Here is a 21321-nt window from a genome sequence, read left to right on the forward strand (position 1 = left end):
GATGGGGCATGTGATCACAGAAGTCACATCATCTAAGGAGTATGAAATAATGCGTAATGTTCTTCTCGCCGCCGCTGCTGTGTCTGTTCTCGCCGCTCCGGCGTTTGCTCAATCGAACCCTGAGCCGCGTGGCTATGGTTCGCTGGGCTACACGCACATGGAAGGCGATGCGGCCCAGACCGGCGCCGTGTCCGGCCGCCTGGGCGTCAACCTGAACCGCTACCTGGCCGTGGAAACCGAGGTCGGCGTAGGGGTCAAGGACAAGGACATCACCGTCGCCGGCGTCGACGGTCAGATCAAGCACGAGTGGGACGCGGCCGGCTATGTCGTCGGCAAGTATCCCGTCGGCGACAAGTTGGAGCTGTTCGCTCGCGGCGGCTACGGCCACACCGAGCTGAAGCAGGAGCTGGCCGGCTCGGAGAGCAAGGTCGGCGGCGACAGCTGGAACTACGGCGTCGGCGCCAACTACTACCTGGACGGCGTCAACGGCGTCCGCGCCGACTGGACCCGCCGCGACTTCCGCGACGACCGCGGCGAGGCTGACGCCTATTCGGTCAGCTACATCCGCCGCTTCTAAGCGCGGATGGTCTGAAATGACGAAGGCCCGCTCCAGTCGGAGCGGGCCTTTTTCGTTGGCCGATTTTCTAGGCGGTCAGGCGACGCCCGGCGCCAGGGCCCAGCGCAGCGACCCTTCGCCGAAGGGGCGGATGAAGAAGTCGCGATAGCGTTCGAACACCTCGATGATCTTCATCTTGAGGTCTTGAGTCACTGACTCGCCGCGTTGGCGTTTCAGCGCCGCGACGCAGTTGATCACCATATCCTGATGGGCCGAACCGCCCATGCGTTGCAATACCGTGGCCACATCGTGCGCCAGCGGATCACTGAGTTTTTCAGCCCAAGGCGAAGCTGTCTGAGTCATTCGGGCGCCGTCCCCCCTGCTTCTCGACGCGTTACGGTTTGCAAAAATTTCCGAACAGTGCAAGCGGCGCCGGAAATATTGATTCCTGATCGGGGCGATCAGGGGCGCTTTTGCACAAAAACCGTGCCGGCCGAATAGCCTGCGCCGAAGCTGCAGATCAGGCCCGTGTCGCCCGGCGCGAAGCCGTCGTTATGCAGGTGGAAGGCGATGATCGACCCGGCCGAGGAGGTGTTGGCGTAGTCGTCCAGGATGATGACGTTCTCGCTCGGCTCGGGCTCGCGGCCCAGCACCTTCTTGCCGATCAGGGTGTTCATGTTGATGTTGGCCTGGTGCAGCCACATCCGCTTCAGGCCGTGGGTGTCCAGGTCCAGCTCGGCGGCGTGATCCAGGATCATCTCCGAGACCATCGGCACCACTTCCTTGAAGACCTTGCGGCCCTGCTGGACGAACATCTTGTCGGTCAGGCCGTCGGACGAGACCGGCTCATGCCCGTCGGTCGGCAGGGCGGCGCGGTTCAGGAAGCCGAAGTTGTTGCGGATGTTGTTGGAGAAGCTGGTCTGCAGCCTGGTCCCCAGAATGTCCCAGCCGCCGGGTCCGGCCTGATCCTCGGCCTCGATGATGACGGCGGTGGCGACGTCGCCGAAGATGAAGTGGCTGTCGCGATCCTTGAAGTTCAGGTGCGCCGAGCAGATTTCCGGGTTCACCATCAACACGGCCTTGACCGAGCCCGAGGCCACGAAGTCCGCCGCCGTCTTGATGCCGAAGGTGGCGGAACTGCACGCCACGTTCATGTCGAAGGCGAAGCCCTCGATCCCCAGCGCCTGCTGCACCTCAATGGCCATGGCGGGATAGGGGCGCTGCATGTTCGACGCGGCGCAGATGACGGCGCCGATCTCGCTGACCGGCTTGCCCCAGGCCCGGATGGCGTCCTGGGCGGCCTTTACCGCCATTTCGGCCATGATCGACAGTTCGTCGTCGCCGCGCGCGGCCAGATGCGGCAGCATCCGCTCGGGGTCGAGGACGCCCGACTTGTCCATGACGTAGCGCGCCTTGATGCCGGAGGCCTTCTCGATGAAGGCTTCGGACGAGGGCGTCTTGGCCTCGATCTCACCGGCGGCGATGGCCTCCGCGTTGGCGGCGTTCCAGCCTTCGGCCCAGGCGTTGTAGGCGCTGACCAGCTCCTCGTTCGAGATCGACTGTTCCGGGGTGAACAGGCCGGTGGCGGAGATGACGGCTTTTTGCACTGTGTAGTTCCCTGACGCTCGGCGCGCGGCGCCTCGCTGCATGAGGGAACATGGAGTCCCCGGCGCTCGACAAGCCTTATGTCGGCGCCTCGCGGCGAAGTTCGGGCGCCTCGCGGGCCGGACTCAGTCCGTTGCGATGACGAACGTCCTCAATAGGCCGGGGGAAGGCTGCGGTCGAGACTGGCCTTTATGCCGCGCCACCAGCGATTGATGCGGCCGCGCGGCGGGGCGGGCAGGGGATGGTTGCGCGCGGCGATTAGGGCCTCGACCAGATCCTCGGCCTCGCACGGCCAACCGTCCGGCGTGACATAGACCGGATAGCCGATCAGGGCGGCGTGGATCAGGTTTTGCAAGGAAGCGCGGCGGGTGCGGCGCTCGAACGTCAGGCGGTCGTCGGTCAGGCCCCAACCGGCATAGAAGGGGCGGCCATAGACGCTGACCGGCTTGCCCCGCATCAGGGCCTCGAACCCGGTCAGGGAGGTCAGGGTGGCCAGCCGGTCGCAGGCGTTCAGGCAGTCGATGATGTCCAGATCATCGGCCGAGGCGTCGACCTCCTCCATCGCCGAGTGGTCCAGCAGGCCGGGCCGGTTGCCCGCCGTCACGTCCGGGTGGTTGCGATAGATCAGAAAGGCGTCCGGATGATCCGCCCGCGCCGCCTTCACCAGACCGGAGTTGGTGCGCAGGTCCGGCCCGCAGCCCATCATGATCGAGCGGTCGTTCTCGACCTGACCGACGACCAGCAGGATCGGCTTGTCCTTGGGCCAGTGCGCCGGGACGCCCGCGCCCTTCAGATTGTATTTCGACAGGCCCGCCTCGACCACGCGGGCGCGAAGGGCCTCGGCGCGCGCGGCCTGATCCGGCGCGGGTTCGCCCGCCTCGATCAGGCTCTCGAGACGGCTGGGGCGGGTCGGATCATAATAGACGCCCTGATCGTCCAGGGCGACCGACAGGGCGCCGAAGAAGTCGGAGCCCAGCCCGCGCGAGCGGATGAAGCCGTCCTCCATGCGCACGACCGGCCCCTCGAAGGCGTCGGCGGCGGCGCGGATCTGCGGCGTCTCCTTGCCGGCCCACCAGATCAGCCTGCCGTCCGTCGCCCGCGCATGGACGACGGCGGCGGACGAGCGCCAGAAATAGCGGACGCGGCCCTTGGGCGAGTTCAGCAGGCGGCGCACCGGCGGCCGCTTGGCCGGGGCGAAGCCGACCGCCGCCCAGTCCCCCGCCAGCCGGTCGGCTCGGTCGCGCAGGGCGATCAGCCGTTCCAGCGCCTGTTCGGCTTCGCACCGCTGGCCGGTGACAGGATCGACGTAGCGGGTGTAGGCGATCAGGGCCGCCGCCGCGATCTGCTCCAGATCGCGCGCCACGCCGCGCCGCCCGGTCTGCACCGCATCCGTAGTCAGCCCCCAGCCCGAATAGAAGGGCGCGCCGAAACAACGCACCGGCAGGCCCCTCAACAGCGCCTCGAACCCCAGCGCCGAGGTCACGACATAGACCGCATCCACGCCCGCCAGCAGATCGGCGGGCCGCACGTCGGTGTCGATCAGGGTGACGCCCTGAAGCTGGTCCGCCGGGATGCAGCCCTGTTTGCGCCCCGCCGCCACGGCGGGGTGGCGTTTGACGATCAGCTGGGCGTCCGGTTCGTCGCGCCGGGCGGTCGCCAGCATCTCGGAGAAGCTCTGCTCGCTGGCCAGTCCATAGCCGATGGAGGCGTCGCCGAAGGTCTGGTCCACGATCAGCACCCGGCGGCCAGGTTTCAGCAGGGCGGCGTCCAGCGGCCCGCCCATATTGGTCTTGGACACGCCGGAGGCGACGATGCGGTCGATCAGGCCCCGCGCGCGGGCCTTCATGGCGGCGTCGCACCAGTCGGGGGCCGTCTGGATCAACTGCTCCAGACGGCTGGGCCGGGTCGCGTCGTAATAGACGCCCAGATCATCGACGATGAGACTGAGGCTGGTCGCCCCGCTCTCGCCCAGACCGACCGAGCGCAGGAAGCCGTCCTCCAGCGCGACATAGGGTTTGCCGTGCTTTTTCGCCCAGCGTCGGCCCGCCTCCGCCGTCGGCTTCATGCCCCAGCCGAGGACGGCCTCGATCGACGACCCCGGCAGGGCGGACAGGTCGTAATCGGGCAGGAAGGCAGAGAGGAACGGCACCTTCAACACCCCCGGCGCACAGACCCAGGCGCGGGTTTTCGACGGGGGCGGAAGCGGTGCGGTCATGGGATGGTGTCTAAGGTCTGCCGTAGGAAGGCGCCACCCCATGCTTCCTTCTCCCCTTGTGGGAGAAGGTAGGCGAGCGGAGCGAGGTCGGATGAGGGGTCTCTCAGCCGACGGTGAAACCCCTCATCCGTCGGCCTTCGGCCGCCACCTTCTCCCACAAGGGGAGAAGGGATTACAGCGCCGCCAGCAGCGCCTGCGCTTGTTGCAGATGCAGCCGTTCCACCATCTCACCCTCGACGCGGATGACCCCCAGTCCGGCGGTTTCGGGCGCGGCGAAGGCGGCGACGACCTTGCGCGCCCATTCGACCTCGTCGGCCGACGGTCCGAAGGCGGCGTTCGCCCCCGCGATCTGCGACGGGTGGATCAGGCTCTTGCCGTCGAAGCCGTACAGCCGCCCCTGCGCGCACTCGGCGGCGAATCCGACTTCGTCCTTGATGCGGTTGAACACGCCGTCGATGACGCTCAGGCCGTTGGCGCGGGCGTGGGCCACGATCGCCGCCAGCCACGGTTTCAGCGGCTCCCGGTCGGGCGCGGCGCCGGTCTTCAGATCCTTGGCCAGATCGTTGACGCCCAGCATCAGGCCGCTCAGGGCGCCATCCGCCCCGGCGATGTCGCGCAGGTCTACAAGGGCGCGCGGCGTCTCGATCATGGCCCACAGGTCGACGCCGGGACGCAGCGCCGCCGACAGGGCGTGGACCATGGCCGCGCTCTCGACCTTGGGCGCGACGATCAGGTCGACCGGGGCGTCGCGCAGGGCTTCTAGGTCGTCGGCGCCCCACGGCGTGTCCAGACCGTTGATCCGCACGCCGAGGCGCGGGCCGAAGCCGCCTTCCTGCGCCGCCGCGACCGCCGCCGCGCAGGCCTCGGCCTTCATTTCGGGCGCGACCGCGTCCTCCAGATCCAGCACCGCCACGTCGCAGGGCAGGGCGCGGGCCTTCTCGATCGCCCGCGCATTCGAGGCGGGCAGGTACAGGACGCTGCGCGCGCGCATCAGACCTTGCCCGTGACGGGGATCAGGGCGCCCGTCACGGCCCGCGCTTCGGGCGAGGCCAGGAACAGGATGACGGCGGCCAGATCGGCGGGCGCGACCCATTTGGCCGGATCGGCGTCGGGCATGTCGGCGCGGTTGGCCGCCGTGTCGATGATGGAGGGCAGGACGGCGTTGACCGTCACCGAGGTCGACTTCAGCTCTTCGGCCAGGGCCTCGGTCAGGCGGTGGACCCCGGCCTTGGAGGCGGCGTAGGCGCCCATGCCGTGCCCGGCCTTGATCGCGCCATTGGCGCCGATGTTGACGATGCGGCCTTCGCTTGAGGCTTTCAGATGGGGCAGGGCGGCGCGGCTGGCGTTCAGCGTCGTCTTGACGTTGAGGGCGTGCATCCGATCGAATTCGTCGCCCTCGCCCTCGACCGGGCTCCAGACGAAGCCGCCGGCGATGTTCAGCAGGGCGTCCAGACGGCCGAAGCGGGCGACCACGGCCTCGATCGCCGCCTTGGCCTGGGCGGGGTCGGTCAGGTCGACGCCGCCGACCTCCAGCACGCCGTCAGGGACGACGTGGCCGCTGGCGTGATCGATGACGGCGACGGTCCAGCCGGAGGCCTGCGCGGCCTCGACCACGGTCCGCCCCAGGGCGCCGTGCCCGCCGGTGATTGCTGCAACCCGTTCGCCCATCGTCTCGCTCCTGAATGGTTCGGCGCGGACCATAGCGGCGCGCGTCGCGGGATCAATCGGCGATCAGGCGTCCCACAGCCGCGCGGCGCCGCGCACGCCCGAGGAATCACCCCATCTGGCCGGAACGATCCGCCCCTCCCAGCTGTCGGAGAAGACGTAGCGCGCCACGATGTCGGGCAGGCGGTCGTAAAGCTCGACCACGTTCGACATGCCGCCGCCCAGCACGAAGACCTCCGGGTCGGCCAGGTTGACCACCATGGCCAGGCCTCGTCCCAGCCGGTCGATGTAGCGGTCCAGCGCCGCAGCGGCCTGGGCGTCGCCTGCGCGGGCGGCGTCGACGACGGCCTGCGCTGTCCACGCCCGTCCGGTTGTCGCCTGATGGTCGCGCTGGAAACCCGTGCCGGAAATCCAGGTCTCGAGGCAGCCGCTCAGGCCGCACCAGCAGGCGGGGCCGGGCGCCTCCTCCGCCGAGGGCCACGGCAGGGAGATGTGGCCGATCTCGGCGGCGACGGCGTGCGCCCCCTCGACCAGCTTGCCGTCGATGACCAGCCCGCCGCCGCAGCCGGTGCCCAGGATGACGCCGAACAGGCTGGCGACGCCTGCGCCTGCGCCGTCGGCCGCCTCGGACAGGGCCAGGCAGTTGGCGTCGTTGGCCAGCCGCACCGGGCGGCCCAGGGCGGCCTCCAGGTCCTCGGCCAGGCAACGGCCGTTCAGATAGGTGGAGTTGGCGTTGCGGATCAGCCCGGTGCGCGGCGAGGGCGAGCCGGGAATGGCCAGGCCGACCGATCGCGCCGGTCCGGCCTCGGCCTCGACCCGCGCGATCAGGTCGGCGACGAGGTTGAGGGCGGCCTCATAGGTTCCGGGGTTCGGCTCGCGGATTCGCGCGGCGAAGGCGCCGGACGCATCCAGCGCCGCCGCCTCGATCTTGGTGCCGCCGAAGTCGATTCCGATCCGCATGAAGTGGGAGGTAGCACGGCCGGGGGGGGCGCGTCGTCCGCTGAACCCTCTCCTGATGGGAGAGGGCTTGAGCCTCCAAGAGCCGAAGGCGATTGGAACAGGCGAAAGGGTGAAGGTTCAATCCTGTCAGTCGGCGTAAGCCGTGGCGCAACGGCCTGCGGCCGACTTCCTCGTGCGAACCCTCACCCTTTCGCGCCAGAACGATCGCTGCGCTCTCGTGCGCTCAAGCCCTCTCCCATCGGGAGAGGGGAATGGTTTCACCCCGCGCCGAACACCTTGGCCATCAGCCGTTCCAGCGCCGCCGCGTCCACGGCGTCGAAGGCGGCCGTCTCGGTCGCGTCCATGTCCAGCACGGCGATCAGGTCGCCCGCCGCGTCCAGCACGGGGACCACGATCTCGCTGGCCGAACGGCTGTCGCAGGCGATGTGGCCGGGGAAGGCGTGGACGTCCTCGACCACCTGGGTTTCGCGCGTCCTGGCCGCCGCGCCGCAGACGCCGCGCCCGAACGGAATGCGCAGGCAGCCCAGCGTGCCCTGATACGGACCGACGACCAATTCGTCGCCCTTGGCCGCGTCCACGACGTAGAAGCCGGTCCAGAAAAAGACGGGGAAGGCGTCCGCCAGCATCGACGCCACCGTCGCCATGCGCGCCGTCAGGTTCGGTTCGCCGTCCAGAACGGCCAGGATCTCAGCCTCGACCTCGGCATAGCGTTCGGCCTTGTCGGCGGGGCGGTCGTCACGGGCGACGTAGGACATCAGGTGGGGCTCAACGCAATCTAGGGAACGGTATATTCGCCGCAGTCAGGCAGGGGCGCCTCGGGAACATAGCCGTTCGCCGCCGGATCGAAAGTGAAGACGCGGCGCACGCTGCATTCGGCGTCGACGGCCTTGACCAGATCCTTCGGCTTCAGCGGCGGTTTGGCGAGGGAGTCCTCGTTGCGCGACACCGGGCCGGGGAAGGTGGTTGCGGTGGAGGCGTAGGTCAGGCGCGGCGGAAAGGCGTCGCCCTCGGCCTTCAGCTCGGCGGCGAACTCATATTCGTCATGACAGGCCCCGGCGCGCTGCTTCATGTCCTCTTCGCCGAAGCAGGCGCGGATCATCAGCGAACCGGACATTGGAACGGTCAGAATCTCCTGCGGCGCCTCGCCGGGAATGAAGCGGATCAAGGTCCGATAGGAGGACGTGCCCCCGCCGCCCGAATACATGGCCTGCAACTCCATGTCGGCGCCGAGGATGATCTCGTCGCTTCCGGCGCGGCGCAGGATGGCGCCGGGCTTCCAGAAGCCTTCGGAGAGTTCGCTTTCAAGGCTGTGGGACGCCACGGGCGTCCGGCCGCTGGGCGGGCCGTCATAGAGGCGCAGCACCTGACGCTCCTGGGTCTCGTCCGTCTCGATCAGGGCGCACCAGCGGCGATCGACGGTGCAGGCCGGGATGGCCTCGCCCTGAGCGGATGCCGGAATCGGCTCCAGAGCCTCGAAGGCGGGCTCCGGGGAAACAGAGGCCAGAAGGGCGGCGAGGAGAAGGGCGGTCATGACGCGTCCTTGAATGGAGATGAAGGCGTTCGGATTTGGTAGGCCCGGAGGGACTCGAACCCCCAACCAGACCGTTATGAGCGGTCGGCTCTAACCATTGAGCTACGGGCCCCCGAAGCATGGCAGGGCGTGCCTAGCAGGCGGCGGGGCGGCTGCAAAGCCGCCTTGGACCTGTCACGCTTTTCACACCGATGAACGGAACCTGCACAGGGGTCTTTTGCGTTCGTTCAGCTTGAAACGGTCAAGTTAGGCCGTGGCTGGCGAACACGCCCGCCCAAATGAATTCGACGGAGACCTCGTAATGACCCGCACCGCACGCGCCCTGATGCTGGGCACGGCCCTGATGACCTTGGCGGCGCCGGCCGTCGCGTCTGCTCAATCCCAGCCCGGCGGCTCTTCCCCGATGCAGGTGCACGCCATGGCTCAACAACCCGCCCTGAACCTGTCGGCCTATGGCGAGGTCAAGGTCGCGCCGGATCAGGCCACGATCAACTTCGGCGTGGTGACCGAGGCCCCGACGGCTCAGGAGGCCATGGCCCAGAACGCCCAGCAGATGACCCGCGTCGTCGCCGCCCTGCGCCGCGCCGGGATCGCCGAGCGCGACATCCAGACCTCGGGCCTGAACCTGTCGGCCCAGTACGACTATCAGCAGAACGAACCGCCCCGCTTGCGCGGTTATCAGGCCGCGAACCGCGTCACGGTGACGATCAACGACCTGAGCAAGGTCGGGACGACCGCTGACGCCGTGGTCGCGGCGGGCGTCAATCAGATCGACGGCATCAGCTTCGGCCTGAAGGATCCGAAGGCGGCCGAGGACCAGGCTCGCGTGCTGGCCGTGCGCGCCCTGCAGGACAAGGCGCGCCTGTACGCCCAGGCTCTGGGCGTCGACCTGGGGCCGGTGCGCTCCCTGACCGAGGGCGGGGGCTATACGCCCGAGGTGCGCCCGCAGGCCATGTACGCCCGCGTCGCCATGGACGCCGGCGGCGCCTCGACCCCGGTTTCAGCGGGCGAGCTGACGGTTCGCATCGATATCAGCGGAACCTACGACATCGGCCGCTGATCGCGACCTTGCGATGAATGAGGGGGCTCGTCGGCGACGGCGAGCCCCTTTTTCATCAGTTTATTACCGTCCGTTCATTTGACGCGCCGGGCGCGGCCTCTATCCTCACGCTTGGCCGCCTCTGGCCGCGATCCTGGACGTCCGCCTTTCCATGAAGCAGTTCTTCCTCACCATGCTGGGCGTCTTCGCCGGGCTTGTGGCCTTCTTCGTCGTTCTGCCCGTGGTGGCGCTGATCTTCTTCGCCATGGCGGCCGGGGCCTCCAAGCCGACCACGCCCGCCCATACGGTGCTGGAGCTGGACCTGCGCAGCGGCCTGACGGATCAGACGCCGGTCAATCCCTTTGCGGCGTTCAGCGGCCCCAGCATGTCGGTGGTTCAGGTCGTGGACGTGCTGGCTCAGGCGGCGGCCGACGACAACGTCAAGGTGCTGCTGGTGCGCGCGCCGGAAGTCGGGATGACGCCGGCCTCGGCCGATGAAGTGCGCCAGGCGATCGCCCGCTTCCGCGCCTCGGGCAAGACGGTGATCGCCCACAGTCAGGGCTTCGCGCCGATCGGCGCCGTGACGTCCAGCTATATGGTCGCCGCCAGCGCGGATCAGCTGTGGCTGCAGAACACGGCGAACTTCCAGGCGACGGGTCTGGCTGTCGACAGCGTCTTCCTGGGCCGCGCCTTCCAGAAGTACGGCGTCAAGGCCGACTTCGAGCAGCGGTATGAGTACAAGAACGCCGTCAACGAATTCACGCAGAGCGACTTCACCGCTCCGCACCGCGAGGCCATGGTCGCCTGGATGGGCTCCATCTACGATAGCGCCATCGCCAATATCGCCCGCGACCGCAAGACCACGCCCGAGGCCCTGAAGGCCGTGATCGAGGCCGGTCCCTATCCGGCGGAACAGGCCCTGTCGCTGAAGCTGGTCGACAAGATCGGCCAGGTGGAAGAAGCCGAGGCCGCCGCCAAGACCAAGGCAGGCAAGAACGCCAAGATCGTCAAATTCGGCGAGTACGCCTCGCTGAAGGGAACGCGTAACACCTCAGGCTCCGGCTCGGCCAAGTCGGCCATCGCCATCGTGGGCGGCGAGGGCGCCATCATGACCGGCCGCGGCGACAACGACTCGCCCTTCGGCGGCGGGACCAGCATCCGCTCGGACGACACGGCCAAGGCCATCTATGAGGCCATCGAGGACAAGGACGTGAAGGCCATCGTCTTCCGCGTCTCCTCGCCGGGCGGTTCTCCGGAAGCGTCTGAGCAGGTCCTGGCCGCCGTGCGCGCGGCCAAGGCGGCGGGCAAGCCGGTGGTGGTGTCGATGGGGGCCTACGCCGCGTCCGGCGGTTACTGGATCAGCTCGGAAGCCGACTGGATCGTGGCCCAGCCCTCGACCCTGACCGGCTCGATCGGCGTCTTCGGCGGCAAGTTCGTCCTGGCCGACGCCCTGGGCCGCTTCGGCGTCGACATGCGCGGCTTGTCGGTCGGCGGCGACTACGCCGACGCCTTCTCCACGACGCAGAGCTTCGATCAGGGGCAGCGCGCCGCCTTCGCCGCCTCGATGGACCGCATCTACGAAGAGTTCGTGGCCCGTGTGGCCAAGGGCCGCAAGATGCCGGTCGAGCGCGTGCGCGAGATCGCCAAGGGCCGTGTCTGGACCGGCGCTCAGGCGCACGGCCTGGGTCTGGTCGATCAACTGGGCGGTCTGGAGGAGGCGGTCGCCAAGGCGCGTCAGCTGGCCAAGATCCCGTCGTCCGAGACGGTCCGCTTCAAGCGCTTCCCGCAACCGCAGACGCCGTGGGAGGCGCTGGCGACCGCCTTCGGCGCCTCGGGTCAGGCCGCCGAAACCATGGTCAAGGTCGGCCAGGTAATGGGCGATCCCGCCGCCCAGGCCATGCTGAGCCGCGTCGAGGCCGACCGGATGCGCAGCCGCGGAGCGGTGGTCCTGGCGGATCAGCCGGCCTTCTGAGGCTTGGCCGGGACAACAAATGTGACTGGCGCGTGATGTCGCAGTGCATTGACCGTTCAGGTCGATGGACCGACATTGCGCTTCAGGCGTTCATCAGGACGCTGAGAGAGGCTTTGAGTTCATGATCAACTCCGACCCGATGGGCCAGCTGGGTTTCAACGCGCGCCGTCGGCCCGGTTCCGGCCTGCTGGCGCCCTTCGTCTGGGTCGCGGGCCTGATCGCCACCGCCCTGGCCGTGACGGTCGGCGCCCTGCTGGCCGTCTTCACCGCCGCCGCCGTGGCCATGATCGCCGTCGTCGGCGGGGTGCTGGTTTTCTTCGCCGGTTTCGCCCTGCGCGCCCGCCGCGCCATGAGCGCCCGCCGTCGTCGCGACGACAGCGTCATCGACGCCAAGAAGGTCGGCGACACCTGGGTGGCCTACGGCTGGGAAAAGGAAGGGCGCTGATCGGCCCCTCATGATCGCCTTCACCGACGCGCCGTCCCCGAACTTCGACGCCCGGCGCGGCCCGCCGGACATTCTGGTGCTGCACTACACCGGCATGGAGACCGCCGAGGAGGCGATCGCTCGCCTGCGCGACCCAGAGGCCAAGGTCTCGGCCCACTATGTCGTCGACGAGGACGGCTCCATCCTGCGTCTGGTGCCGGAAGAGCGTCGGGCCTGGCACGCCGGACGCGGCGCCTGGCAGGGCGAGACCGACGTCAACGCCGCCTCCATCGGCATCGAGATCGTCAATCCGGGCCATGAGTTCGGCTATCGTCCCTTCCCCGAGCTGCAGATCGAGGCGGTGATCGCCCTGACGGCGGACATCCGCACCCGCTGGTCCATCCCTGACGCCCGCATCATCGCCCATTCCGACCTGGCGCCCGAGCGCAAGCAGGATCCCGGCGAGCTGTTTCCGTGGAAGCGTCTGGCCGAGGCGGGGCACGGCCTGTGGTTCGACCCGGCGCCCGAACGCATCGGCGCCCTGGGCGCGTCCCTGTCGCCGGGCGACGAAGGGCTGGGCGTCATCGTCCTGCGCTCGGGCCTGCACCGACTGGGCTATGGGGTGCAGCCGGGCGGAGCCTATGACGAGGAAACCCGCCTGACGGTCGAGGCCTTCCAGCGACACTGGCGGCCCGATCGCGTCGACGGGATCGCCGACGGCGAGACGCGGGCGCGTCTGGTCGGCCTGCTGCAACTGGCTTCGGTCGAGAGCGTGACGGGCGTGCTGGATTAAAAACATGACCCTCTCCCACCGGGAGAGGGGCTGTTCATCCGCATTGACCTTCCGCCCATTCGCGCGCATCTAGCGCTCGCCAGACGGCCGGGCGGTCGCGGCGGGGGCTTGCTCCTGTCGAGGAAAGTCCGGGCTCCACGGTGAAAAGGCGGCGGGTAACGCCCGCCCGGGGTGACCCGAGGGATAGCGCCACAGAAAGCAAACCGCCTGGGCTTCGGCTCAGGGAAGGGTGAAAGGGTGGGGTAAGAGCCCACCGCGTCGGCGGCAACGTCGACGGCACGGCAAGCCCCGCCTGGAGCAAGACCAAATAGGGACGTCGCGCGGGGCTCGCTCCGCAGGGCTCACCGCCCCAGGCGTCCGGGTAGGTCGCGAGAGCCGTCCAGCAATGGGCGGCCCAGAGGAATGATCGTCGCCGCTTTCGGGCGGAACAGAACCCGGCTTACAGGCCGTCTGGTGTTTATTTCAGGGACAACGGACCCTCTCCCGGCGGGAGAGGGGTTGAGCGCACGAGAGCGTCAGCGATCGTTCTTGCGCGAAAGGGTGAGGGGCTTGTCCTGTCAGTCGGCGTAAGCCGTCGTGTTGACGCTCAGCCACGGCCTTCGGCCGACTTCAGCCGCGAACCCTCACCCTTTCGCCTTGCCAATCGCTACGCTCTTGGAGGCTCAACCCCTCTCCCATCGGGAGAGGGATGCTCATTAACCATTCCGTTGAAATCAAGGCGTTAGAACCCGTCCACAGGCTGTGAATACTCATTTTGTTCTGTGTATGTTCTGATTTTACAGTCTCGACGACGCTGATCGAACCGCAAATTAGGTTAAAGGGCGTCAACTAATCCCATTGAGGCCCATTCAGTCCCATGCTATCCCAATAGCTCATGAGTAGGGGCTGAAAGCCCGACGCGTGGGCTTTCTTCAACGGATTTCAGGGACGGGCCGCAGGGTTCGATAGGGCAGGGCGTGTTTCTCTCGACCTACGAGAAGCAGCTGGACGGCAAGCGCCGTCTCCTGATCCCTCAGGAATTCCGCACGGCTGAAAACGGCGCCGAGCACGGCGTCTTCTGCTTTCCCTCCATCGAAGCCGATTGCCTGGAAGCGGGCGGCGACAAGCTGTTCGCCGAATATCGCGCGGTGATCGAAAGCCTGCCGTTCGGCGATCCCTACCGCTCGGCGCTGGAGGCTTCGATCTTCGGCGAGCAGAAGCCGCTGGCCTATGACTCGGGCGGGCGCATCACCCTGCCGGAGCATCTGTGCGCCGAGGTCGACCTGTCCGACACGGTCGTCATCTACGGCGTCGGCGAGCGTTTCCAGATCTGGAACAAGGACAAGTGGGCCGCCCACCGCGCCGAGCAGCGCCGCATGGCGCGCGAGGGCCTGAAGCAATTCGGCGAGATGCGTCGCCAAACGATGGCGGCGAAGACGGGAGGGGCGGCATGACCTCTCCGCACGCCCCCGTCCTGCTGGCCGAGGTGATCGAGGCGCTGGCGCCCAAGCCGGGCGACGTGATCATCGACGCCACCTTCGGCGCGGGCGGCTATACGCGCGCCATTCTGGAGCGCGGGGCGGATGTGGTGGCGTTGGACCGCGACCCGACGGTGCGGCCGTTCGCCGAGGCCGTGGCGCGCGATTTCCCTGACCGCTTCCAGCTGATCCGCACGCCGTTTTCCGGTCTGGCCGAGGCGTTCGAGGAGAGCGGCAAGGCGAAGCTGGACGGCGCGGTCTTCGACATCGGCGTCTCGTCCATGCAGCTGGATCAGGCCGAGCGCGGCTTTTCCTTCACGCGCGACGGCCCGCTGGACATGCGGATGAGCGATGAGGGCGCGACCGCCGCCGACATCGTCAACACCTGGGATCACGGGCCGCTGGCCCATATATTCAAGCTGTATGGCGACGAACGCCAGTCGGGCCGGGTCGCCACCGCCATCCTGCGCCGCCGGGTCGAGCAGCCGTTCACCCGCACGCTGGATCTGGCCGAGGTGGTGGAAAAGGCTCTGGGCGGGCGTCGCGGCGCCGCCATTCATCCGGCCACGCGGGTGTTTCAGGCCCTGCGCATCGCCGTCAATGACGAGCTGGGCGAGCTGGAGCGCGGGTTGGAGGCGGCCGAGGCGACGCTAGCGCCGGGCGGTCGGCTGGTCGTCGTCACCTTCCATTCGCTGGAAGATCGCATGGTCAAGGCCTTCCTGACCGAGCGCACGGGCAATGCGCCGGGCGGATCGCGCCATGCGCCGGTCGCGGTCGAGACGCGCAAGCCCAGCTTCGACCTGCTGTTCAAGGGTGCGCGCGAGGCGGGCGAGGCCGAACTGGCCGCCAACCCCCGCGCCCGCTCGGCCAAGATCCGCGCGGCCGTGCGGACGGACGCCCCGGCCTGGGGCGCGATGAAGGGGAGGGGCGCATGATCGCCATGCCCGTTCCCGTGAAGCGCTTGTTCGAGTGGAAGGTGCGCGGCGTGCGCTGCGTCGAGATCATCGGCGTGGCCTGCGTTCTGGCGCTGGTCTTCTCGGTCTATATCGCCAAGGCGGCCGCCGCCCGCGAAAGCGCTGAGATCAGCCGCATCGAGCGTGATATTCGCGAAAACCGCGAGCGGGTGCGTCTGCTGCGCGCCGAGGTCACGCGGCTGGAGCAGCCCGCGCGGCTGGAGGCCCTGTCGCGCGAGATCGGCCTGGGTCCGGTCGATGTGAAGAAGCAGGCGGGCGAGGCGGCCCTGCCCGCGATCGCGCCGCCGCCGGCTGAAAAGCCCGCCGCCGCGCCCGTCGCTGCATCTGCGGCGCCTGCTGCGGGGGCCGTGCAATGAGCGTGCATGACCATCACGGCATGGGCTATCGCGGCCGCCCGCAGGCGACTTTCGGCGGCGCCGTTTCGGCCTGGGGGCGCTGGGTCGCCTCGATCGTCTGGAATCTGGAGCATTCGTTCGAGCGCGCCCGCGCCGACGCCCGCCCGGAAGAAGACACCCGCGTCCGCATCTTCCTGATCATGGCGGCCTTCTGCGCCGTCTTCGCCTGCCTGGCCCTGGGCGCGGCGCACGCGGCCCTGCTGGCGCCTGCGCGCGGGGCGGGGGCGGGCTTCCATCCCGGCGCCCTGACGCGCGCCGATCTGGTGGATCGCAACGGCCAACTGCTGGCGACCAACATCACCCACTACGGCCTCTACATCGACCCGCGCGAGGTCTGGGACATTCCGGCGGCCAAGGCCCAGCTGCGCCGCGCCCTGCCGCGCATTTCGGCTGCGCGTCTGGACCGGGTGATGAGCGGCGAGCGCCGTCTGATCGCCCTGAACGGCCTGACGCCGTCCGAGCGTCGGGCGGTCCACGCCCTGGCCCTGGGCGGAGTGACGTTCGAGCCGGAAGACCGTCGCGTCTATCCGCTGGGAAGCTCGGCCGTGCACCTGATCGGTCGTTCGGACACGGGCGGCCAGGGCGTCGCGGGCGCCGAGCTGGCCTTCGACCAGGAGATCCGCGCGGCGGGCGCCGCCAGCGAGGACTTCCCCCTGTCCATCGACCTGCGGGTCCAGGGCGTGGTCGAGAACGAGCTGGCCATCGCCGCAGAGGAGCACAAGGCCAAGGGCGCCGTCGCCGTGGTCGCCGACGTGCAGACCGGCGAGATCCTGGCGATGGCCTCGTGGCCGACCTATGACGCCAACCGCCGCAACGCCGCGCCGGAAGAGGCCACGCTGAACCGCGTCGTCTCGGCCCACTATGAGATGGGTTCGGTGTTCAAGAGCTTCACCGTCGCCGCCGGGATCGACACCGGCCGGGCCGACATGAACACCCTGTTCGACGCCTCCCAGGCGCTGCAGATCGGCAAGCGCCGCATCACCGACTTCCACGCCACCAACAAGGTGCTGACGCTGGAGGAGGTTTATCTGCATTCGTCCAACATCGGCACCTCGCGGCTGGCGGTCGAGATGGGCGGCGATGTGATGCGCGACTATTTCCGCCGTCTGGGCCTGCTGGACGCCGCCCCGATCGAGCTGAAGGAATCGGCCGCCCCGCCCAAGGTCCGCAAGTGGGACGACAGCACCCTGGCGTCGCTGTCCTTCGGCTACGGCATCATGGTCACGCCGATCCAGTATGTGTCCGCCTATGGCGCGCTGGTGAACGGCGGGCGCTATGTGCCGCCGACCCTGCGCAAGGGCGGCCGTCCGAACGCCCAGACGCATCAGGTCATTTCGCCGGAAACCTCGGCCAACATGATTGACCTGATGCGCCGCAACGTCACGCGCGGTTCGGGCCGGTTCGCCGATGCGCCGGGTCTGCGCATGGGCGGCAAGACGGGTTCGGCCAACAAGCTGGTCAACGGACGCTATAATCCGGCGGTGGCCGTCGGCTCCTTCGCCGGGGTCTTCCCCGCCGACGGACCGGTGGACGCCAAGCGCTACACCGTCTTCGTCCTGATGGACGAGCCGGGCGTCTATCCGCGCACGGGCGGCTATGTCGCCGCGCCCGCCGTGGGCCGCATCGCCGACCGCATCGCCGGCTTCCTGGGCGTCGAGCGCAAGGCCGACCGCTGGTCCACCGCCCTGGGCGAAAAGATCCCCGAGTTCCAGGACGTGGAGGGCGACGGCCGATGAGCCAGCTGCGCCTTTCCGAACTGCTGCGCCGGGACGTGGCCTCGGACCCGGAGATCACCGCCGTCACCGCCGACAGCCGTCAGGTCGTGCCCGGCGCCCTGTTCGTCGCCCTGCCGGGGACGCAGGCCGACGGCCGCGCCTTCATACCGCAGGCCCTGGCGAAAGGCGCGGCGGCCGTGCTGGCGCCGTCGGACACGCCCGCGGGCGCGGCGCCGGTTCTGGTCGGATCGGGTGATGTGCACCGGGCCTACGCCATCGCCGCGCGCGCCTTCTACGGCGCCCAGCCGCGCACCTGCGTCGCGATCACGGGCACCAACGGCAAGACCTCGGTCGCCAACTTCTGCCGCCAGATCTGGGCAGGGCTCGGCCTGAAGTCGGCCAGCATGGGCACCCTGGGCGTCGTCGGCCAGAAGGGCGACAAGACCTACGCCCTGACCGGCCCCGGCCTGACCAGCCCCGACGCCGCCGAGGCCGCGCGCCTGCTGGCCGAACTGGCCCGCAAGGAGGTGACGCACCTGGCGCTCGAGGCCTCATCCCACGGCATCGACCAGCGGCGTCTGGACGGAGTGGCGATCAAGGCGGCGGGCTTCACCAATCTGACCCAGGACCACCTCGACTATCACGGCACGATGGAGGACTACCGCGCCGCCAAGATGCGCCTGTTCGAGGCCCTGCTGCCGCGCGGCCGCACGGCGGTGCTGAACGCGGATTCCGACGCCTATTCGGCCTTCGCCTCGGCCTCGATCATGGCCGGCCTGGGCGTGATGGGCGTGGGCGAGCGCGGCCGCGACCTGACCCTGCTGGCGCGCCGCGCGACGCCGGAGGGCCAGCGCCTGACCCTCGACGTGCGCGGCCGGGTGCATGACATCCTGCTGCCGCTGGCCGGGGCGTTCCAGGCGTCCAACGCCCTGGTGGCGGCGGGCCTGTGCATCGCCGGCGGAGAAGACCCGGACCGCGTGATCCCGGCGCTGGAGCTGATCCAGGGCGCCCAAGGCCGCCTGCAACGCATCCCCGGCGAAGCTGGGCGCGGCGGCGAGGTCTATGTCGACTACGCCCACACCCCCGACGGGCTGGAGACGGTGCTGAACGCCCTGCGGCCGCACGCGACGGGCAAGCTGATCGTCGTCTTTGGCGCGGGCGGCGATCGCGACCGGGCTAAGCGTCCCCTGATGGGCGAGATCGCCGGGCGTTTGGCCGATACGGCCATCGTCACCGACGACAATCCGCGTTCCGAAGACCCCGCCGCTATCCGCGCCCAGGTGCGCGCCGGCTGCCCCGACGCGCTGGAGATCGGCGATCGCCGCGAGGCCATCCGCCACGCCGTCTCCCTGATGCGTGAAGGAGATGTGGTCGTGATCGCCGGAAAAGGGCATGAACAGGGACAGATCGTCGGCGGGGTGGTGCATCCCTTCGACGACGCCGCCGAAGCGACCGAAGCCCTGAAAGACCATGCCTGACGCACACACGCCGCTCTGGACCGCCGAAGCCATCGCCTCGGCGACCGGAGGACGGCTTTATGGACCCGACGCTGAAGTCTCGGGCCTGACCTACAACAGCCGCGAGATCCAGCCGGGCGACCTGTTCCTGGCCCTGCACGGCGCGCGCGACGGGCATGAGTTCGCCGAGGCCGCCTTTGCGGCGGGCGCGACGGTCGCCCTGGTCGACCGGCCGGTCGAGGGCGGGTCTTACGTTCTGGTTCCCGACACCCTGAAGGGGCTGGAGGCGCTGGGCGTCGCCGCCCGCGATCGCGCCCGACTGCGCGGCGCCGTCACCGGCAGCGTCGGCAAGACCAGCGTGACCCAGGCGATCAAGGCGGGCCTTGATCTGGCGGGATCTAGCCACGCCTCGATCAAGAGCTACAACAACCATATCGGCGTGCCGCTGACGCTGGCGCGCATGCCCCAGGGCACGGACCGCGCCGTGTTCGAGATCGGCATGAATCATCCGGGCGAGATCGGGCCGCTGTCGCAGTTCGTGCGCCCGCACGCCGCCTGCGTCACCACGGTCGGGCCGGTGCATATCGAAGCCTTCGCCGACGGCGAGGCGGGCGTGGCGCGCGAAAAGGCCGCCATCTTCGAGGGGCTGGCGCCGGGCGGGATCGCCGTGGTCAACGCCGCCGACGCCCATGCCGACATCGTGCGTCAGGGGGCGGAGAAGGCCGGGGCCGTGGTGCGGACCTTCGGCCATGATGCGGGCTGCGACGCGCGCCTGCTGGACTTCGTCGCCGATAGCGAGGGCGCGACCGTAAGGGCCGAGCTGGACGGACGGCGCATCGAATATCGCCTCGCGCAATCAGGCGTGCACTGGGGGCTGAACAGCCTGTGCGTCATCCTGATGCTGCAGGCGCTGGACGTGTCGCTGGATACGGCCTTGCAAGCCTTGGCGGGGTTCCAGCCGCTGGCCGGGCGCGGACAGATGAAGACGGTCGCCTTTCCCGGCGGGACGTTCACCCTGATCGACGAGAGCTATAACGCCAATCCGCTGTCGATGAAGGCGGGCTTCGTCAGCCTGGGCGCCAAGCCGGTGGGGCCGGGCGGTCGCCGGGTCGTGGTGCTGACCGACATGCTGGAGCTGGGCGAGCACAGCCGCGCCCTGCACGAGGGGTTGGCCCCCGCCATCGTCGCCGCTGGTCTGGATGTCGTGCATACGGCCGGGCCGCAGATGCGCCTGCTGCATGAGGCGCTGCCGCCTGCGCTGCGCGGCGAGTGGCGCGAGACGGCCGCCGAACTGGCCGCCGAGGCAGCGACCCTGATCCAGCCGGGCGATGCGGTCATGGTCAAGGGTTCGAACGGGTCGAAGGCCTCGCTGGTCGCGGCCGCGCTTGCAAATCTCGGCGTGGCCGAACAAGAGGCGCGCGTCGTCGCCGAGGCCCAAGGGAAGTCCGCCTGATGTTCTATCTGCTCTATCTCTATTACGCGGACATCGCGCAGGAATATCCGCTGCTCCACCTGATCCAGTATCAGACGGTGCGCGTTGCCCTGGCCATGGCCACGGCCATGATCGTGGCGGTGGCGATGGGCAGCCGCTTCATCAACTGGATCCGCGCCAAGCAGGGCCGGGGCCAGCCGATCCGCGACGACGGCCCGGTGTCCCACCTGTCCAAGGTCGGCACCCCGACCATGGGCGGGCTGATGATCCTGGCGGGCATCGGCGTGGCCGTTCTGCTGTGGGGCGACCTGACCAACCCCTATATCTGGATTGTCTCGGGCGTGACGGCGGCCTTCGGCGTGCTGGGCTTCATCGACGATTACGCCAAGGTGACGAAGCAGACCTCGGCCGGGCTGACGTCCAAGCAGAAGTTGCTGGCCCAAACGGTCGTGGCCGTGATCGCAGGCGTGCTGACCGTGCTGTGGATGACCCAGTCGCCGACCTCGCCGGGGCTTGAGACCTCGATCGCCTTCCCCTTCCTGAAGGCGGTGCTGCTGAACATCGGCTGGTTCTATGTGGCCTTTGCGGCCTTCACCATCATCGGCTTCTCGAACGCGGTGAACCTGACGGACGGGCTGGACGGCCTGGCCATCGTGCCGGTGATGATGGCGGCGGGCGCCTTCGGCATCATCAGCTATCTGGTCGGCAACTTCCTGTTCGCGGACTATCTGCAGGTCCACCATGTGCCCGGCGCGGGCGAGCTGGCCATCTTCTGCGCCGCCATCATCGGCGGGGGCATGGGCTTCCTCTGGTACAACGCGCCGCCGGCCAAGATCTTCATGGGCGACACCGGCTCGCTGGCTCTGGGCGGCGCTCTGGGCTCGATGGCCGTGGCGACCAAGCACGAGCTGGTGCTGGGCATCGTCGGCGGCCTGTTCGTGGTCGAGGCGGCCTCGGTGATGATCCAGGTCGGCTACTTCAAGCTGACGGGCAAGCGCATCTTCCTGATGGCGCCGATCCACCACCATTTCGAGAAGATGGGCTGGCCGGAATCGACCGTGGTGATCCGCTTCTGGATCGTCGCCGCCATGCTGGCCCTGGCCGGCCTGGCCACGCTGAAGCTGCGTTGAT

20 protein-coding genes, 1 tRNA gene and 1 other RNA gene are annotated in these 21321 nt (G+C 68.7%); 13 read left to right on the plus strand and 9 right to left on the minus strand.

Features of this window, described 5'->3' with window-relative positions; genetic code table 11:
* Positions 1 to 49 precede the first annotated feature (49 nt).
* Positions 50 to 577 carry a porin family protein gene (locus tag B3D50_RS05365; RefSeq protein WP_040346021.1) on the plus strand — a complete coding sequence of 176 codons (528 nt, stop codon included), beginning with the start codon at positions 50 to 52 and terminating at the stop codon, positions 575 to 577.
* A gap of 75 nt (positions 578 to 652) precedes the next feature.
* On the opposite strand, the gene B3D50_RS05370 is transcribed toward B3D50_RS05365, so the two are convergent.
* The 9 genes from B3D50_RS05370 to B3D50_RS05410 form a co-directional block, all read right to left on the minus strand.
* A complete protein-coding gene (locus B3D50_RS05370) occupies positions 653 to 919 on the minus strand; it encodes a hypothetical protein (RefSeq protein WP_003165854.1) in 267 nt (88 codons plus the stop codon).
* 98 nt (positions 920 to 1017) lie between these two features.
* Positions 1018 to 2163, minus strand: coding sequence for a beta-ketoacyl-ACP synthase III (locus B3D50_RS05375; protein WP_286949943.1), 1146 nt, complete (start codon positions 2161 to 2163; stop codon positions 1018 to 1020).
* 149 nt (positions 2164 to 2312) lie between these two features.
* Positions 2313 to 4376 (minus strand): capsular polysaccharide biosynthesis protein, encoded by a 2064-nt coding sequence (locus B3D50_RS05380; protein ID WP_286949944.1) that lies wholly within the window; start codon positions 4374 to 4376, stop codon positions 2313 to 2315.
* Positions 4377 to 4548: 172 nt separating this feature from the next.
* Positions 4549 to 5367, minus strand: a complete 819-nt coding sequence (locus B3D50_RS05385; protein WP_286949946.1) for an HpcH/HpaI aldolase/citrate lyase family protein — start codon at positions 5365 to 5367, stop codon at positions 4549 to 4551.
* On the minus strand, positions 5367 to 6044 hold the full coding sequence (locus tag B3D50_RS05390) for an SDR family NAD(P)-dependent oxidoreductase (RefSeq protein ID WP_286949947.1): 678 nt from the start codon (positions 6042 to 6044) through the stop codon (positions 5367 to 5369). The genes B3D50_RS05385 and B3D50_RS05390 overlap by 1 nt, the downstream gene beginning before the upstream one ends.
* Positions 6045 to 6107: 63 nt before the next feature.
* Positions 6108 to 7001, minus strand: a complete 894-nt coding sequence (locus B3D50_RS05395) for an ROK family protein (RefSeq protein ID WP_286949948.1) — start codon at positions 6999 to 7001, stop codon at positions 6108 to 6110.
* Between the two features lie 257 nt (positions 7002 to 7258).
* Complete coding sequence (locus B3D50_RS05400; protein ID WP_286949949.1) at positions 7259 to 7756, minus strand: GAF domain-containing protein; 498 nt, start codon at positions 7754 to 7756, stop codon at positions 7259 to 7261.
* Positions 7757 to 7776: 20 nt separating this feature from the next.
* Positions 7777 to 8532 (minus strand): hypothetical protein, encoded by a 756-nt coding sequence (locus B3D50_RS05405; protein ID WP_286949950.1) that lies wholly within the window; start codon positions 8530 to 8532, stop codon positions 7777 to 7779.
* 36 nt (positions 8533 to 8568) lie between these two features.
* Positions 8569 to 8644, minus strand: a tRNA-Ile gene (locus B3D50_RS05410).
* 189 nt (positions 8645 to 8833) lie between these two features.
* Between B3D50_RS05410 and B3D50_RS05415 the strand changes: the two genes are divergently transcribed.
* The 12 genes from B3D50_RS05415 (at position 8834) to mraY (ending at position 21320) form a co-directional block, all read left to right on the plus strand.
* Positions 8834 to 9592, plus strand: coding sequence for an SIMPL domain-containing protein (locus B3D50_RS05415; RefSeq protein WP_286949951.1), 759 nt, complete (start codon positions 8834 to 8836; stop codon positions 9590 to 9592).
* Between the two features lie 151 nt (positions 9593 to 9743).
* A complete protein-coding gene (sppA, locus tag B3D50_RS05420) occupies positions 9744 to 11543 on the plus strand; it encodes a signal peptide peptidase SppA (RefSeq protein WP_286949952.1) in 1800 nt (599 codons plus the stop codon).
* A 121-nt stretch (positions 11544 to 11664) separates the two neighbouring features.
* A complete protein-coding gene (locus tag B3D50_RS05425) occupies positions 11665 to 11988 on the plus strand; it encodes a hypothetical protein (RefSeq protein ID WP_286949954.1) in 324 nt (107 codons plus the stop codon).
* A 10-nt stretch (positions 11989 to 11998) separates the two neighbouring features.
* Positions 11999 to 12760, plus strand: coding sequence for an N-acetylmuramoyl-L-alanine amidase (locus B3D50_RS05430; protein ID WP_286949955.1), 762 nt, complete (start codon positions 11999 to 12001; stop codon positions 12758 to 12760).
* A 79-nt stretch (positions 12761 to 12839) separates the two neighbouring features.
* Positions 12840 to 13218, plus strand: an RNA gene (gene rnpB, locus B3D50_RS05435) — RNase P RNA component class A.
* 498 nt (positions 13219 to 13716) lie between these two features.
* The gene (locus B3D50_RS05440; protein WP_286949957.1) at positions 13717 to 14193 is read left to right on the plus strand and encodes a division/cell wall cluster transcriptional repressor MraZ; all 477 of its coding nucleotides are present in this window, start codon (positions 13717 to 13719) and stop codon (positions 14191 to 14193) included.
* Positions 14190 to 15152, plus strand: a complete 963-nt coding sequence (gene rsmH / locus B3D50_RS05445; RefSeq protein WP_286949958.1) for a 16S rRNA (cytosine(1402)-N(4))-methyltransferase RsmH — start codon at positions 14190 to 14192, stop codon at positions 15150 to 15152. The genes B3D50_RS05440 and rsmH overlap by 4 nt, the downstream gene beginning before the upstream one ends.
* The gene (gene ftsL, locus B3D50_RS05450; RefSeq protein WP_269299213.1) at positions 15149 to 15547 is read left to right on the plus strand and encodes a cell division protein FtsL; all 399 of its coding nucleotides are present in this window, start codon (positions 15149 to 15151) and stop codon (positions 15545 to 15547) included. Before rsmH ends, ftsL begins: the two co-directional genes overlap by 4 nt.
* Positions 15544 to 17322, plus strand: a complete 1779-nt coding sequence (locus tag B3D50_RS05455) for a peptidoglycan D,D-transpeptidase FtsI family protein (RefSeq protein WP_375854298.1) — start codon at positions 15544 to 15546, stop codon at positions 17320 to 17322. Before ftsL ends, B3D50_RS05455 begins: the two co-directional genes overlap by 4 nt.
* Positions 17319 to 18779, plus strand: a complete 1461-nt coding sequence (locus tag B3D50_RS05460; protein ID WP_286949959.1) for a UDP-N-acetylmuramoyl-L-alanyl-D-glutamate--2,6-diaminopimelate ligase — start codon at positions 17319 to 17321, stop codon at positions 18777 to 18779. Before B3D50_RS05455 ends, B3D50_RS05460 begins: the two co-directional genes overlap by 4 nt.
* Entirely contained in the window at positions 18772 to 20211 is a 1440-nt protein-coding gene (locus tag B3D50_RS05465; protein ID WP_286949961.1) for a UDP-N-acetylmuramoyl-tripeptide--D-alanyl-D-alanine ligase, read from the plus strand. Before B3D50_RS05460 ends, B3D50_RS05465 begins: the two co-directional genes overlap by 8 nt.
* Positions 20211 to 21320, plus strand: a complete 1110-nt coding sequence (mraY, locus tag B3D50_RS05470; RefSeq protein ID WP_286949962.1) for a phospho-N-acetylmuramoyl-pentapeptide-transferase — start codon at positions 20211 to 20213, stop codon at positions 21318 to 21320. The genes B3D50_RS05465 and mraY overlap by 1 nt, the downstream gene beginning before the upstream one ends.
* Position 21321 lies beyond the last annotated feature (1 nt).

The organism is Brevundimonas sp. UBA7507 (assembly GCF_002478355.1).
Lineage (GTDB): Bacteria > Pseudomonadota > Alphaproteobacteria > Caulobacterales > Caulobacteraceae > Brevundimonas > Brevundimonas diminuta_D.

Excerpts from the sequence above, each read along its gene's own strand:
- B3D50_RS05365 (WP_040346021.1), top strand. The coding sequence starts at position 50 with ATGCGTAATGTTCTTCTCGCCGCCGCTGCTGTGTCTGTTCTCGCCGCT.
- B3D50_RS05370 (WP_003165854.1), bottom strand. The coding sequence starts at position 919 with ATGACTCAGACAGCTTCGCCTTGGGCTGAAAAACTCAGTGATCCGCTG.
- B3D50_RS05380 (WP_286949944.1), bottom strand. The coding sequence starts at position 4,376 with ATGACCGCACCGCTTCCGCCCCCGTCGAAAACCCGCGCCTGGGTCTGT.
- B3D50_RS05385 (WP_286949946.1), bottom strand. The coding sequence starts at position 5,367 with ATGCGCGCGCGCAGCGTCCTGTACCTGCCCGCCTCGAATGCGCGGGCG.
- B3D50_RS05390 (WP_286949947.1), bottom strand. The coding sequence starts at position 6,044 with ATGGGCGAACGGGTTGCAGCAATCACCGGCGGGCACGGCGCCCTGGGG.
- B3D50_RS05395 (WP_286949948.1), bottom strand. The coding sequence starts at position 7,001 with ATGCGGATCGGAATCGACTTCGGCGGCACCAAGATCGAGGCGGCGGCG.
- B3D50_RS05400 (WP_286949949.1), bottom strand. The coding sequence starts at position 7,756 with ATGTCCTACGTCGCCCGTGACGACCGCCCCGCCGACAAGGCCGAACGC.
- B3D50_RS05405 (WP_286949950.1), bottom strand. The coding sequence starts at position 8,532 with ATGACCGCCCTTCTCCTCGCCGCCCTTCTGGCCTCTGTTTCCCCGGAG.
- B3D50_RS05415 (WP_286949951.1), top strand. The coding sequence starts at position 8,834 with ATGACCCGCACCGCACGCGCCCTGATGCTGGGCACGGCCCTGATGACC.
- sppA (WP_286949952.1), top strand. The coding sequence starts at position 9,744 with ATGAAGCAGTTCTTCCTCACCATGCTGGGCGTCTTCGCCGGGCTTGTG.
- B3D50_RS05425 (WP_286949954.1), top strand. The coding sequence starts at position 11,665 with ATGATCAACTCCGACCCGATGGGCCAGCTGGGTTTCAACGCGCGCCGT.
- B3D50_RS05430 (WP_286949955.1), top strand. The coding sequence starts at position 11,999 with ATGATCGCCTTCACCGACGCGCCGTCCCCGAACTTCGACGCCCGGCGC.
- rsmH (WP_286949958.1), top strand. The coding sequence starts at position 14,190 with ATGACCTCTCCGCACGCCCCCGTCCTGCTGGCCGAGGTGATCGAGGCG.
- ftsL (WP_269299213.1), top strand. The coding sequence starts at position 15,149 with ATGATCGCCATGCCCGTTCCCGTGAAGCGCTTGTTCGAGTGGAAGGTG.
- B3D50_RS05455 (WP_375854298.1), top strand. The coding sequence starts at position 15,544 with ATGAGCGTGCATGACCATCACGGCATGGGCTATCGCGGCCGCCCGCAG.
- B3D50_RS05460 (WP_286949959.1), top strand. The coding sequence starts at position 17,319 with ATGAGCCAGCTGCGCCTTTCCGAACTGCTGCGCCGGGACGTGGCCTCG.
- B3D50_RS05465 (WP_286949961.1), top strand. The coding sequence starts at position 18,772 with ATGCCTGACGCACACACGCCGCTCTGGACCGCCGAAGCCATCGCCTCG.
- mraY (WP_286949962.1), top strand. The coding sequence starts at position 20,211 with ATGTTCTATCTGCTCTATCTCTATTACGCGGACATCGCGCAGGAATAT.